Source organism: Prevotella scopos JCM 17725 (assembly GCF_018127785.1).
GTDB lineage: Bacteria > Bacteroidota > Bacteroidia > Bacteroidales > Bacteroidaceae > Prevotella > Prevotella scopos.
Map to the genome: position 1 here is coordinate 817173 of NZ_CP072389.1, position 13381 is coordinate 830553.

11 protein-coding genes are annotated in these 13381 nt (G+C 40.6%); 6 read left to right on the forward strand and 5 right to left on the reverse strand.

Annotation, left to right across the window (positions count from 1 at the left end; all coding sequences use genetic code 11):
• Nucleotides 1-178: 178 nt before the first annotated feature.
• From J4856_RS03125 to J4856_RS03145, 5 genes are read right to left on the reverse strand one after another with little or no spacing between them, the layout of a single operon-like run.
• The gene (locus tag J4856_RS03125; protein WP_025836567.1) at nucleotides 179-1477 is read right to left on the reverse strand and encodes an Omp28-related outer membrane protein; all 1299 of its coding nucleotides are present in this window, start codon (nucleotides 1475-1477) and stop codon (nucleotides 179-181) included.
• 49 nt (nucleotides 1478-1526) lie between these two features.
• Nucleotides 1527-2228 (reverse strand): T9SS type A sorting domain-containing protein, encoded by a 702-nt coding sequence (locus tag J4856_RS03130; protein ID WP_143150336.1) that lies wholly within the window; start codon nucleotides 2226-2228, stop codon nucleotides 1527-1529.
• A 25-nt stretch (nucleotides 2229-2253) separates the two neighbouring features.
• Nucleotides 2254-3042, reverse strand: coding sequence for an Omp28 family outer membrane lipoprotein (locus J4856_RS03135; protein ID WP_025836572.1), 789 nt, complete (start codon nucleotides 3040-3042; stop codon nucleotides 2254-2256).
• A 6-nt stretch (nucleotides 3043-3048) separates the two neighbouring features.
• Nucleotides 3049-4680, reverse strand: coding sequence for a DUF6029 family protein (locus J4856_RS03140; protein ID WP_025836574.1), 1632 nt, complete (start codon nucleotides 4678-4680; stop codon nucleotides 3049-3051).
• Nucleotides 4681-4682: 2 nt separating this feature from the next.
• Nucleotides 4683-5174, reverse strand: coding sequence for a TlpA family protein disulfide reductase (locus J4856_RS03145; protein ID WP_025836576.1), 492 nt, complete (start codon nucleotides 5172-5174; stop codon nucleotides 4683-4685).
• A gap of 695 nt (nucleotides 5175-5869) precedes the next feature.
• Between J4856_RS03145 and J4856_RS03150 the strand changes: the two genes are divergently transcribed.
• The 6 genes from J4856_RS03150 to J4856_RS03175 all read left to right on the forward strand — a co-directional run bounded on the left by J4856_RS03150 (nucleotide 5870) and on the right by J4856_RS03175 (nucleotide 13357).
• On the forward strand, nucleotides 5870-6301 hold the full coding sequence (locus tag J4856_RS03150) for a Fur family transcriptional regulator (RefSeq protein WP_025836578.1): 432 nt from the start codon (nucleotides 5870-5872) through the stop codon (nucleotides 6299-6301).
• Between the two features lie 1001 nt (nucleotides 6302-7302).
• The gene (gene ileS, locus J4856_RS03155) at nucleotides 7303-10968 is read left to right on the forward strand and encodes an isoleucine--tRNA ligase (protein ID WP_065367894.1); all 3666 of its coding nucleotides are present in this window, start codon (nucleotides 7303-7305) and stop codon (nucleotides 10966-10968) included.
• 145 nt (nucleotides 10969-11113) lie between these two features.
• On the forward strand, nucleotides 11114-11497 hold the full coding sequence (locus J4856_RS03160) for a TraR/DksA family transcriptional regulator (protein ID WP_025836579.1): 384 nt from the start codon (nucleotides 11114-11116) through the stop codon (nucleotides 11495-11497).
• Nucleotides 11497-12174: a lipoprotein signal peptidase gene (locus tag J4856_RS03165; RefSeq protein WP_065367895.1), complete on the forward strand. Its 678-nt coding sequence runs from the start codon at nucleotides 11497-11499 to the stop codon at nucleotides 12172-12174. The genes J4856_RS03160 and J4856_RS03165 overlap by 1 nt, the downstream gene beginning before the upstream one ends.
• 7 nt (nucleotides 12175-12181) lie before the next feature.
• Nucleotides 12182-13126: a DUF4296 domain-containing protein gene (locus J4856_RS03170; protein ID WP_025836581.1), complete on the forward strand. Its 945-nt coding sequence runs from the start codon at nucleotides 12182-12184 to the stop codon at nucleotides 13124-13126.
• Nucleotides 13127-13129: 3 nt separating this feature from the next.
• Nucleotides 13130-13357: a hypothetical protein gene (locus tag J4856_RS03175; protein WP_025836583.1), complete on the forward strand. Its 228-nt coding sequence runs from the start codon at nucleotides 13130-13132 to the stop codon at nucleotides 13355-13357.
• Nucleotides 13358-13381: the final 24 nt, after the last annotated feature.

The following is a 13381-nucleotide window of genomic DNA, read 5'->3' on the forward strand; positions in this document are numbered from 1 at the left end:
AATGTGTAAGACAACACGGAGATAGGATATGCTTACATTCAGATAAGATCTGACAAACAACTTATTAAGCTCACTAGGAAGATATTAAGTTATTAATTTCAAAACCTATAATTGCTTATTCGTTGCAATTGCGTAAGCATAAGATTTACCCAAGATTTTCTTAGTAACTTCCGAATTCCTATTTCACGATTTCCTTTACAATGCGTCCATCACTATATTTAACGATATTCAAACCCTTTACAGGCTTGTCGAGAAGTGCTCCAGAGATATTATATCGTGCTACTTCTACAACCTCATCAGTTGTTGGAGCAGACTCTATACCCGATGGAGTATGATCTGAGATTTCACATTGGTCTGCATTGACGATTTTCCCTGTTGACGTGTTGAGTACCAATACGACAACATGCAGTTTAGATTTATCTTGGATAACTCTATACTGTGAGATGTTATCGAATGAAGCAGTGTGAGTCTGAGGCTTGTCAACAACAATCTGACTAATACTACCATTTATACCACTTGTAATACCAAGAGCAGAGATTGCTGTATGGTCAAATTTGAAATTGCTTATTGTACTAGGAGCGTTAACAAAGTAGTTCAACTCATTTGTATAACCGCTATACTGTCTATTGCCAGAAAAATAGTTCTTTTGATAATAAGATCTACTCTGTAAACCATCAGCTGTCAACACATAAGCAAGTGCATACGTGTTTCTGTAAGGTCTTGTACGGAAAGTCGTTTTGGTTGTTATAGAAATATTGCGCTTCTGTCTATCCCAAACTGCTGATACACTCACATCCATGTCTGCACCCTGTCTTCTTTCCGAGTTGAATGTATTTTCACCGGAGTAGTCTTTAGAATCTACGGACCGATCGAAGGTTATAGTAGGATATCCACTTATCCTGCTAGTCATATCAGAATAATCACGACACATCAATGGATCACTTGAGCCATGAATAGCAATACCGATAAAATCATTTGGGTGTTGACGCGTAAGGTAAGAAAGCATTGCCAAACCTCTTGGGCACCATCCACACCACATAGCAGTATAGTCTTCTACAACAACCTTGCGAGTAGCATACTGTGAAAGCGTCTTACGTATGATAGTTGTATAAGGCTCCTTCATATTGGTTGGCTGACCATTTACTTTTATTATGTTTAATGAAAGCTCGTCAACCGTAGTATCATTATATGGTGGAATGAGCACATTAACAGCAGACTGACCAGAACTCGTCATGCTCTGGGCAGGGATGTTTATTGTTTTAGTTGCGATTACTTTACCTCCTTGGGTAAGTGTGTACTCTATGCTTCTCACTCCTTTGCCCATCTTAGAAAGTGAGATTGGCAGGTTAACACCATTTGAGTTAATATCTACATAAGCCTCCTGTGCAGGCAAGGTAGATACTTGTGCGTATGCATTTGCTTGGAACAAAGCTAATGACAATGCGAGAAAAAGTCTTAAGGTAGATTTTTTTTGCATGGTTTTATTTTTAAAAGGTTAATACTAATAATAAAAATATAGACTTCGATTAGCGAACAACGAACTTCTTGGTGGTTACGCCCCCCTTATTATCAACTGTCTTCACTACATAAGTACCTTTGGAGAGATCCTGCAATGATGTGAGATTTTTACCAATGAGTACGCCCTGTAAGTTGTAAACATCGTAGCTAACGGCTTTGCCATAGCTGACATCGTTGATACCTAAAGCTAAAGCTTCATCAAAGTTGACTGTTATATAAGGTCCCATCTTGTCTTTCACCAATTTGTCACCTTTCTTCTTAACAGTAAACAACTGTAACTTGATAGTACAAACGCCTTTACCTTGTGTTTCCGCACCAAGATTAAACTTCATCTCCAATGACTTGGTAACCTTCTTGTCGGCGCTTAATTCGCCCTCCTCAGACGTGAATGTTGCGACCTTGTCCCACATTTTACAACTAGTTGGGAAGCAAATTTCTATTGCTTCTCCCTTCAATTTCTTAATAGTACCGACGATGACAACGTTTTGTTTCTCTCCTGAGATATTACGGACGGAGATGTCAGCAGGCATTGTCATTCCAGCTTCAGGGACACCAGGAACAAACTCTTCAATCTTAGCGACTGATACAGTTTTGCCATTGTCAATGGTCTTTCCTGCACCATCGACAAACTCAAAAATACGATTTCCTTGTGCCATCAAAGGCACAGCGCCAAGTAACATGGCATAAAAAAGGGTAAATAATCTTTTCATACATTCTTTATATTATGGTTAATAACTAAGGTTTCGTGATAGATTGACGGGTCACTTGAAGTACCCCTTCATCGTTGTAAACAAAAGCAACAACTGACATATGCTCTGCCATCTGCCCATTATCAATCTGAACATCAGCTTCCTTTTCCATCGTTGCTGTCTTGTCAAGCGTTACATCCTCACCCCAATCTCCATTGATGGCCTTTCTGAGAACGTGGTTATGTATGTACTCTCTATTGTACTTTCCGTCGGGCATACGCTGGATAGCTTTGATACCATCTTCTACTAACCAGAGTTGTAACTTACCAGAAACGGCTGCCCCCAAAGAGGTCATAGCAGTCTTAACATGCGCACGTTTTGTTGTAGCATCATAGCTGACAGTCAGCTTGATGTTAACTGTAGCCTGCTGTTGGAGCTCATTATGAACAAGGGATGCCCACTGACTATCATTCGTAGGAGCACCTTTACGATTGATAAGTCCCGATGGCTGACTTTCAACCTTCCAATGTGAATAGTAAAGGTCACCGAGATCAGTACGCAGCCCTACTACTGAAGCTGAAGGCTTCAATGCAAGGGGACCGGAATGAATAGCGACAGCAATCACTGTATCAGCACCATATTGTTTCTGAAGTTCTTCGATGCCTAATGCAGCACGAGGACAATTGAGACATGTTTGTCCTGTAAAATCTTCGATCAATACACACCTTCCCACAGCTGTAGGAGCCACATAAATCAAACGATCATCTTCATCAATACTATTACACGAAGATAGCATCAAGAGAATACATGCTATAAAAGGAAAAATCTTATTCATTATTTATTAGAAGTTATAATTGTAAGAAAGTGTAAATCCTTTACTTGCAGGAATATATCTGCAGACTCCACCTGAGCAGTTGTAACCACTACGTGTTCTTCCGTATCCCACTTGTATGCGATGTGCACCCTTCAAGAAAGTTACAAGACCTTGGTAGTAATGTAAATTAGTCTTACCACTATTATACATGTCTGAAATGGTGAACATCCAAGATGGTGCAAGTGAAAATTCCGCGAGACCAAAGAGCCAATCCCCATCATCATCTTTTGTAGAAAGATACTGTACTTCTGTACGTAAAGTAGCCTTTGACGCCAATTTGAACTTTGCATCAGCAATGAAAATATCAGAATGAATCACGCCTCCCTCACCCTCAATGACAGTTTTATTGTAGAGTTGATTCATATACATAAGGTTCAACTTAACAGACTTAGATAGTTTCTTCTCCATCTGTAAGTTAATATCCTGATAATAAGTAGATGGTCCCCATGCCCAGAAAGCAGAGCCGTATCCATCACTACCCTTTCCACCTTTTTCATTTCTACGTATGCCATGTACATGAGAGACATTCAACTTCATACTCGTTCCATATTTTCCTCCAAGGAAAGTATGTTTAGGGAAGGTATATCCAAACACTCCTTGATATGCCCATTCACCACCAGGCTGTGTCGCATAAGGATATAATGCTGCAAGCGCATAGCTATGTTCCATCGTAAAAGGTGGCAAATGATTGATAAACGAAGAAGTTCCCGTCATACTGCGAGCACTTCTGAAGGCCATATTTACGCTTCGTTTTGCTTGAAGAAGTACACTCATTCCACGTTTTGAATAAGAGCCAGAGAGCATCGCAACATATCCATTACGATAGATATAGCCATTGTCGAACGAAGGATCCTGCCCTTTCATGGCATACTCAGCAAGAACAGAGAAAGCACCATGTTGTAAACTAGCGCGAACATCAAATGCGTTTACATTATGTGGAAGATTTAATCTGTGCGTAGCATCTGTCATAATGTCTTCGTCACCTTCATGTTTATTGACAAATGAAGCACCTACAGTGATATATGTCTTATCTTTCAATGCTTTGAACCATTCATCAAGATTGAGTTCTACATCTCCTCCTGAAACAAGTGCATGATTATATTTCCAATAGCGACGTTGCTTTCCAGAAAGAACCTTAAGGGTTACACCTTTCACTGGTTTAACCAATAGGCGTGCTCCAAGTAGAGAGTTATCAATGCCTAAACTGCGCTCTTCATACGTGCGCAGAATGAAGCCTAAGCCAAACTGTTCATAAAAGGTACCAAGTGTAAGCTCGGCTGTTTTATACCGACCTTTAACATAAAAGTTCGGTACACCCCATCCTTTGAAATCATTTTCAAAACCAGGAAGCGGATGCTTAAGATACTCCAAACGTAGTCCAGCATCTACATACTTACTTGTTGCGTTGAGGTCAATATAAGTATTCGTTAGGAAATCACCTGAAGATTTTGTTGCACCCGTTTTCTCATCCTCCTGTGGGATAAGCACATCGCTCTGTACACTTCCCGTAAGGTTTAGTTTTTCATTGTTGTTTTCCTGCGCCCACATTTCCATGTGAGGAACACAGAGCAGCAAACCTGCTATGATATAAGTTTTCATGACTATTTACCGCATAATGATTTTACCTTTTCATAAAGCTCAAATTCAGCTCCATCAGTATAACCATTGTGCTTGTACACAATATTACCCTTACCATCCAGCAATAAGACATAAGGGATTAATTGTACTCCGAGCGCACGTTTAAGATCGCTGTTAGGATCAAGCAATACCTCATAAGTCCATCCGTTGGTACTGACAAGAGGCTTTACCTTATTTATATTCTGCGCCTGATCAATAGACACTGCAATTAGTTTCACGCCAGTTTCCTCTTGCCAATCTGAATAAACTTCATGAATGGCCTTCAATTCACGATTACAAGGTTTACACCAAGTTGCAAAAAAAGAGATAATGATAGGCTTTCCATCATTTGTAATCGATGATACGTCAACACTTTTACCCTCAATATTCTTAAGAGTTACTTTGGGTAATCCATTTTGTGCATGAAGTACAACACTCAACGAAATAGACAACAGTAGTAAAAAGATTTTTCTCATATTAGTTATTATTATGTGTTTTATTGCGCAAAAGTAGAAATAAGTACAGAAAGTAAAGTTATCTTGTGGTTAAAAAGTAGTAAATTCAGAAGAGGATATGGTTAAATTTCCAAAAGATAAAAAGTTAGAAATTGAGTGTATTTATACATCTCAATATGTTATTATCCTTGCTATATTACCGATATAACACCTGAGTATATAAATATAGCTAAAATTCAGGCGCCGAATAGCGATGAAGTGTTAACAGAATCCATGCGTTTATTTAGAGATAAAATCATCGAGAGTTCTCACCCCTCTTAAAATATCCATAATAATAAAGAAAAATGTCAATAACACAAAGGAATTGAACAGCTAAAAGAATATAACCAAAAAAACTAATTATTTATCCCAAGATACTACGAAAGAAACAAATAAAAGCCTAAATAAAAAAATCTAAGAACAAACACAAATCAACAAACACAATACTAACCTATTATGACTACTAAATAATGACGAACAACTTCCAAAAAACATGGAACGTAAAATAAAGTGAAAATCTAAATCTATTTGTAGTTTTTACAACAAAATATTTGTAAGTTTTACACAAAATTCATATCTTTGCAAACGTTTTAGTTCAATCATCCTTATTATTTCAGATGATTTGTTATAATTAGGTTGTTTAAAAAATAGGTATAAATTTAGAAAACGGTATTACAATGGATCCTGTATATGACAAACTAACAACTTTGGGTATTCGCCCATCAATCCAACGCGTTGCAATCATGAAATATTTGGCAACTCATCGGACGCATCCAACAGTGGAAGAGGTTTTTCTTGCATTAAAGAAACATCTTCCTACAGTGAGCCGTACAACTGTTTATAACACACTGAGAATGTTATCAGAACATGGTGCTGCATCAATGATTACCATTGATGACCATCGCGTATGCTATGATGGTATAACCGAGCCACATGCACACTTCTTCTGCAAGCGTTGCGAGAAGGTTTTCGACTTTGAAGCAATGGAGATGCCTCGTTACACAGGTGAAATTGGTAAAGGCTTCAGAATTGACGATACTCAGCTTTATTATAAAGGTATTTGTCCTCAGTGCCTTGAAGCAATGAAAGAGAGTGAGGAACTGAACTAAACATGCCTTAGCTTAAGTTGCAAAAACAATACGACGTTCAGCAAAAGTCAAGAGGTCAGGCTTGGTCAAAGGAGTTCAAATATCGATTCGAACAATCTTTTGATTCAAGCAAGTTGGCAGATTCTTTTCTGTATTACATTGACTGAATTCTTTAACAGCATCGTCATATAATAAATATAAAACGCTGACAGGTCTATCCTGTAGCTGTAAATCTCTACGGACGCACAATTAGTGCGTCCGTTTTTTTATCCAACTAACCTTCTTCAGGCTTAGTATGAAAACGGTATGGAAATAGGTTCACAACAAGCTAATGATAAAAAGTGGCTCTATAATAGATCATGTGGGTAATTCGTTATAGAGCCTAAAATATAGTCAAGACGTATAGCCTCGAACTAAAGACAACGCCAAATTGACCTTAGCTTTAATATGCTTAACTCACATTAAATCCCTACCCTTCTATATACTGCAATGGAGTTAACCCTTCGCACATGTGGTGCATACCATCCGCACCATTAGTGTTAAGCACCCGCACCACATGTGCTAAGCACCCGCACCACTCGTGTGAGATATCAACACACAACCCACACGATTCATTATAGAGTCTAAAATGTGCTTTCAAGTTTTGGAATAACAATGATTCCCAAACAAAAAATCATGTTATGATTTTTCTTTACAAAAGAAAGCTTACATAATTCTAAGAAGTATGAAACCTCCCTATCCCACTTGACTCATTTGAACAAAATAGTGCAGATTTATAGACTGCCAAGAAAAGATAGATTATTCTCCATAAAAAGACTTATTATTAGATGCATTTTCTATGAACTTTGAAGAACAGAAGAGTCATGAATATTACAATAAGAAAGAGTATAAATGTTAACTTCAGATGACACATTGTAAAAAAGGAAGTCCAGCACCTTTCATACAAACAAAAAGTTTGGTAGTTTCAGTTGTTATTTGTATCTTTGCAGGTATTTAGAAAACAAGTAAAACAAATAGATAATATGGCAAAGAAATTCGCCGAGCACAAGGGACTTGACCTTGTTAGCACAAATCAGGAAATATTGAAAGCGTGGGAGAAGAAGGATATCTTCCACAAAAGTATCGATGAGCGTGAGGGTGAGCCACAATTCATCTTCTTCGAGGGACCTCCATCAGCAAATGGACATCCTGGCATTCACCACGTATTGGCACGTTCTATTAAAGATACTTTCAATCGCTACAAGACAATGCAAGGTTTCCAAGTGCACCGTAAGGCGGGTTGGGACACACACGGATTGCCAGTAGAGTTAGGTGTAGAAAAAGAGTTAGGTATCACGAAGAAAGATATCGACAACCACGCATCTGATAAATATATTTCAACAGAGGAATACAACCATAAGTGTCGTGAGAATGTAATGAAGTTTACTGCTGAATGGCAGCAGTTGACAGAGCAGATGGGTTATTTCGTTGATATGGAACACCCATACATTACTTACGATAACAAATATATCGAGACATTGTGGTGGCTTCTTAAGCAACTCTATAACAAGGGCTTGCTGTATAAGGGCTACACTATTCAGCCATATTCACCAGGCGCAGGTACTGGTTTATCAAGCCATGAGCTGAATCAGCCTGGTTGCTATCGTGATGTAAAGGATACTACCGTTACTGCACAGTTTGCTATCCCTACAGAGGATTGGAAAGCATTGGTTGAAAAGGCAAACTTACCAAAGGAGACATGGGGTAAACCTTGCTTTGTTGCATGGACAACCACACCTTGGACCTTGCCTTCAAACGTTGCACTTTGTGTTGGTCCAAAGATTGAATACGCTATTGTTGAGACCTATAACCCATACGATGCAGAGAAACTAACACTCGTAATGGCTGCAAGTCGTGTAGCTGCCTACCTGAAGTCAGAAGGTGAGATTACCGATGGTGGTGAATTACCTGAGTACGATCGTGGAGACAAGTATGTTCCTTATCGTATCGTTGGTCGTGTGATGGGTACAGAGCTTGAAGGCTTACACTATCAGCAGTTGATGCCTTGGGTAAAGCCTGTTGAGCAGACAGGCGACTTTGCACCAAAGTTTGTGAACGACTATGCTGCAGCTCACCCAGAGAAGGTGTTTGCAAGTGAAGATGGTCGTGACAAGTTTGTAGAGATGGAGAGCGAGGCTTTCCGTATCATCCTTGGCGATTACGTCACAACAGATGATGGTACTGGTATTGTACACATTGCTCCTACCTTCGGTGCGGACGATGCTAAGGTGGCTAAGGATGCAAATATCCCAGCACTTTATCTGATTTCAAAGAAGGGACAGACTCGTCCTATGGTTGACCTCCAAGGTAAGTACTTTACTATCGAAGAGTTAGATCAGAACTTCGTTAAGGCTTGTGTAAATGAAAAGGCATACGGCCATCATGCTGGCGACTATGTGAAGAATGCATACGACCCTCGCTTCAACCCAGATGGTGTATGGGACAAGAAAGCTTCTGAAAAGGAAGAGGACTTGAACATCATCCTCTGTATGGAGATGAAGCAGGAAGGTACAGCTTTCAACATTCAGAAGCACGTACACAACTATCCTCACTGCTGGCGTACTGATAAGCCAATCCTCTACTACCCTCTTGATAGCTGGTTCATCAAGGACACTGCTAAGAAGGAACGTATGGTAGAGTTGAACAAGACTATCCGTTGGCAACCAGAGTCAACTGGTACTGGTCGCTTCGGTAACTGGCTTGAGAACTTGAATGACTGGAACCTCAGCCGTTCACGTTTCTGGGGAACACCACTTCCTATCTGGCGTGATGAGAATCGTGGTGAGAAGTGTATTGGTTCTGTAGAGGAACTTTACAACGAAATTGAAAAGTCTGTTGCTGCGGGTATCATGGAGAAGAATCCACTGAAAGAGGCGGGCTTCGTTGTTGGTGATTTCAGCCAAGAGAACTATGATAAGATTGATCTTCACCGTCCATACGTTGACGATATCGTCCTCGTAAATGATGAAGAAAAGCCAATGCATCGCGAATCAGACCTCATTGACGTTTGGTTCGATAGTGGTTCTATGCCATATGCGCAGCTCCATTATCCATTTGAGGGTGAGATTAATGCTGAAGGCTTGAAGGCTACGGGTAAGACTGAGGCTGAGTATCGTGACCAGTTGGTACACTCATGCTATGAGGGTATAGCTGTTCCACCAGCATTCTTCCCTGCAGACTTCATTAACGAGGGTGTTGACCAGACTCGTGGTTGGTTCTTCACACTCCATGCTATAGCAACAATGGTGTTTGACTCTGTTGCCTTTAAGAACGTGATTTCAACAGGTCTTGTGCTCGATGCAAAGGGTAACAAGATGAGTAAGCACGTGGGTAATGTGACCAACCCATTCGAGATGATGAATAAGTATGGTGCTGACCCTGTACGTTACTATATGATGACGAACAGCGAACCATGGGACAACTTGAAGTTCGACCCAGAAGGCGTTGACGAGTGTCGTCGTAAGTTCTTCGGCACCTTATATAATACATATAGCTTCTTTGCTCTTTATGCTAATGTTGATGGCTATGATGCCACAACATGTGAGGCAGTGAAGGCTGATGCACCAGAGATTGACCGTTGGATTATCTCTAAACTCAACTCACTCATTAAAGGTGTGACAGCAGAGTTAGAGAACTATGACCCAACACGTGGCGGTCGTCTCATCGATTCATTCGTTAACAATGACCTCAGTAACTGGTATGTTCGTTTGAATCGTAAACGTTTCTGGGGTAAGGAAATGAGTGCTGACAAGAAGAGTGCATACGACACATTGTACACTTGCTTGATGACTGTTGCACGTTTGTTGGCTCCATTCGCTCCATTCTATGCTGACCAGCTGTATTCAGACCTAGGTGGCGAATTAGAAAGCATCCACTTGGATCACTGGCCAGTAGCCAACGAGGCTGTCATTGATACTGACCTCGAGGCACGTATGGATATGGCTCAACGTATCACTTCAATGGTTTTGGCGCTTCGTCGTAAGGTGAACATCAAGGTTCGCCAGCCATTAGCACAGATAATGATTCCTGCTGTTGATACAACCCAGAAGAAGCATATTGAGGCAGTAGCCGACCTTATCAAACACGAGGTGAACGTAAAGGAGCTTACTTTCGTTGAGGGTCAAGGCATCCTTGTAAAGAAAGTGAAGTGTAACTTCCGCGTTATGGGTAAGAAGTTCGGAAAACTGATGAAGCAAGTTGCAGCCCGTATGGATGCACTTTCACAGGAAGAGATTGCTGCATTGGAAACTGCAGGCGAATTCAACTTCGACTTAGATGGTCAGCCTATTAAGGTAGAGGCTGCAGATGTTGAAATCATCTCAGAGGATATTCCAGGCTGGTTGGTAAGCAACGAGGGTAACCTGACAGTTGCTCTTGAAGTTGAGCTGACAGAAGAGCTCCGTCGTGAGGGTATGGCACGTGAGTTGATCAACCGCATACAGAACCTCCGTAAGGAAACGGGTCTTGAGATTACCGACCGCATCTCTGTTGTTATTGAACCACACACAGAGGCCATAGCAGCTGTTGAGTCATTTGGCGACCTGATTAAAACACAGGTTCTTGCAAATGACATAACGCTGGCGGAGAACAATGGAACAGATGTTGAGTTTGATGACTTCAAACTCCGTATTGAGATCAAAAAGAACTAAATGAAATAGTTGGGATGTACGCCATGTACATCTATAAGCCAAACACGATAGTGGACGTGTCTAGTACACGTCCCTATTACCAAGCTTTCAACGACCTCAAATACATTATCGATTACTTTCATAACCTAATTCAATTTTTTACTTTATGGAAACAAAGAAGCGTTATACCGATGAGGAACTCGAGGAGTTCCGCACGATAGTAAATGAAAGATTGGCTATTGCTAAGTCCGATTACGATGAGACGATGAAAATCCTGATGAACAAGAATACGAACGATGTTAATGACACATCACCTACGTATAAGGCATTGGAAGAAGGGAGTTCCAACCAAACGAAGGAGGAACTCGTCCAGATGGCGCAACGTCAGCAGAAATTTATCCAAGCGCTTCAGGCTGCGCTTGTCAGAATCAATAACAAGACTTACGGCATCGATCGTATTACTGGCGAATTGATACCGAAGGAGCGTTTACGCATTGTTCCACATGCAACATTGAGCGTAGCATCCAAGATGGCAAATAAAAATCACTAATGAGCAAACAGAAAAAACAAAGTTTGATAGCAGCCTTGCTAATCATTCTATTAATAGTAATAGACCAGATTATTAAGGTTGTTGTCAAACTTAACATGAATTTAGGCGAATCAATCCATATCTTTGATTGGTTTCAGATTCAATTCATCGAGAACAATGGTATGGCTTGGGGTATGGAATTGGGAAGTAAACTCTTCCTGAGCTTATTCCGTATCGTTGCTATAGGCTTCCTATTATGGTATATCTATACTCGTATTAAAAAGGGAGCCAGAATGGGTTATATCATTGTGTTATCCATGATTACAGCCGGTGCTGCAGGTAACATCTTCGACTCCCTCCTCTATGGGCAGATTTTTACAGCTTCTACACCCTATTTTTTAGAAGGAGCCACACCAGCAACACTCGTATCATGGGGAGAAGGCTATGCGCCAGTACTGATGGGTAAGGTAGTAGATATGTTCTATTTCCCTCTTTTCCATGGTACATTCCCCGATTGGTTCCCCTTTTGGGGTGGTGAGTCATTTGTCTTCTTCTCACCAATATTCAACTTTGCTGACTCCTGCATCTCTGTAGGTGTCATTACAATCATCCTCTTCTTCCGTAAGGACTTCAATGGTTGGGTACCAACTATAGATAAGAAACTTAATGACAAAGAAGACATTGCTGATAATCAGTAGATAGACAATGAGAAGTAAATATCTGGTACGTTCCTTTGCCACTCTTTGTGGGTTACTACTTACAATCTTTGTTGTAAGTTGTAAACCTTCTATCCCTTCTGAGTATATCCAACCTTCCGAGATGGAGGATATGCTCTACGATTATCATCTTTCTATGGCAATAGCAAATCGCGATGGCTATACTGATATCAAACAGAAAGCTTTTAAGCTGGCTGTTATGAGGAAGTATGACGTATCGGAAGAGAAATTTGATAAATCACTTCAATACTACATACGACATACTGAGAAGCTACACGATATCTATATTGAACTTACCAAGCGATTGGAGAATGAGGCACGTACACAAGGTGCTTCAGAGAGTGAGTTAGCACAATATGGTGACATCAAGTCAAAGGGAGATACCACAGATATCTGGCGTGGCAACCGCACATTAATACTTTCTCCATACGCTCCAGTAGATCGGGAGTCCTTTGAGATTAAAGCTGATACAGCATTCCATAAAGGCGACCGCCTCCTCTTGAGCTTCAACTCACAATTTATCATACAAGATGGTATGCGTGATGCTATTATCATGATGGCTGTTACCTATACGAATGATAGTACCGTAACACAATATCAGCATATTTCGTCTGATTCTCGTAACACCATGACAATTGACGCTGGTGACTCCTTGCGTATCAAAAACATACGGGGCTACTTCCTCATGTTGAAGGGACAGCAGCCTACAACTACTTTTAAGTTGCTTATCCTCAGCGATATTCACCTTGTTCGTATGCATGTAAGAAAACAAGAAGCAACACAACCTGCTGATTCAGTGAAGGAGTCTGACCCAATCAGAACGATTGGTGGTGAACCTGTCAGTTCACAATCGCCTCCAAGTCAACCCACACCTCCTACAAGGACTCCCGCTGACGCAATGAAGGAACGAGGCATACCAAACAGGTCCCGATAAGTTATGAACGACAAGAAGAAGTCGATAAGACGGATTGGAGCCAACATCATTGAAACTTCTGAAGGAACAATAGAACAAGGGATCGTGGTTATTGAGGATGGGATTGTCCTCAAGGCCTATCCTTTCACAGAGGAAGAGCCCATGACAGAATGGACCGTGGGGACTATCACCCTACGTCCTGATAATGATGGCAAGCTCAGAGCCTACAAAGACAACCAACCACTGAGGTAATTCTGTTGTTCCTCCAGAAAGTAG

Excerpts from the sequence above, each read along its gene's own strand:
- J4856_RS03135 (WP_025836572.1), bottom strand. The coding sequence starts at position 3,042 with ATGAATAAGATTTTTCCTTTTATAGCATGTATTCTCTTGATGCTATCT.
- J4856_RS03175 (WP_025836583.1), top strand. The coding sequence starts at position 13,130 with ATGAACGACAAGAAGAAGTCGATAAGACGGATTGGAGCCAACATCATT.
- J4856_RS03145 (WP_025836576.1), bottom strand. The coding sequence starts at position 5,174 with ATGAGAAAAATCTTTTTACTACTGTTGTCTATTTCGTTGAGTGTTGTA.
- J4856_RS03125 (WP_025836567.1), bottom strand. The coding sequence starts at position 1,477 with ATGCAAAAAAAATCTACCTTAAGACTTTTTCTCGCATTGTCATTAGCT.
- J4856_RS03140 (WP_025836574.1), bottom strand. The coding sequence starts at position 4,680 with ATGAAAACTTATATCATAGCAGGTTTGCTGCTCTGTGTTCCTCACATG.
- J4856_RS03130 (WP_143150336.1), bottom strand. The coding sequence starts at position 2,228 with ATGAAAAGATTATTTACCCTTTTTTATGCCATGTTACTTGGCGCTGTG.
- J4856_RS03160 (WP_025836579.1), top strand. The coding sequence starts at position 11,114 with ATGGAAACAAAGAAGCGTTATACCGATGAGGAACTCGAGGAGTTCCGC.
- ileS (WP_065367894.1), top strand. The coding sequence starts at position 7,303 with ATGGCAAAGAAATTCGCCGAGCACAAGGGACTTGACCTTGTTAGCACA.
- J4856_RS03165 (WP_065367895.1), top strand. The coding sequence starts at position 11,497 with ATGAGCAAACAGAAAAAACAAAGTTTGATAGCAGCCTTGCTAATCATT.
- J4856_RS03170 (WP_025836581.1), top strand. The coding sequence starts at position 12,182 with ATGAGAAGTAAATATCTGGTACGTTCCTTTGCCACTCTTTGTGGGTTA.
- J4856_RS03150 (WP_025836578.1), top strand. The coding sequence starts at position 5,870 with ATGGATCCTGTATATGACAAACTAACAACTTTGGGTATTCGCCCATCA.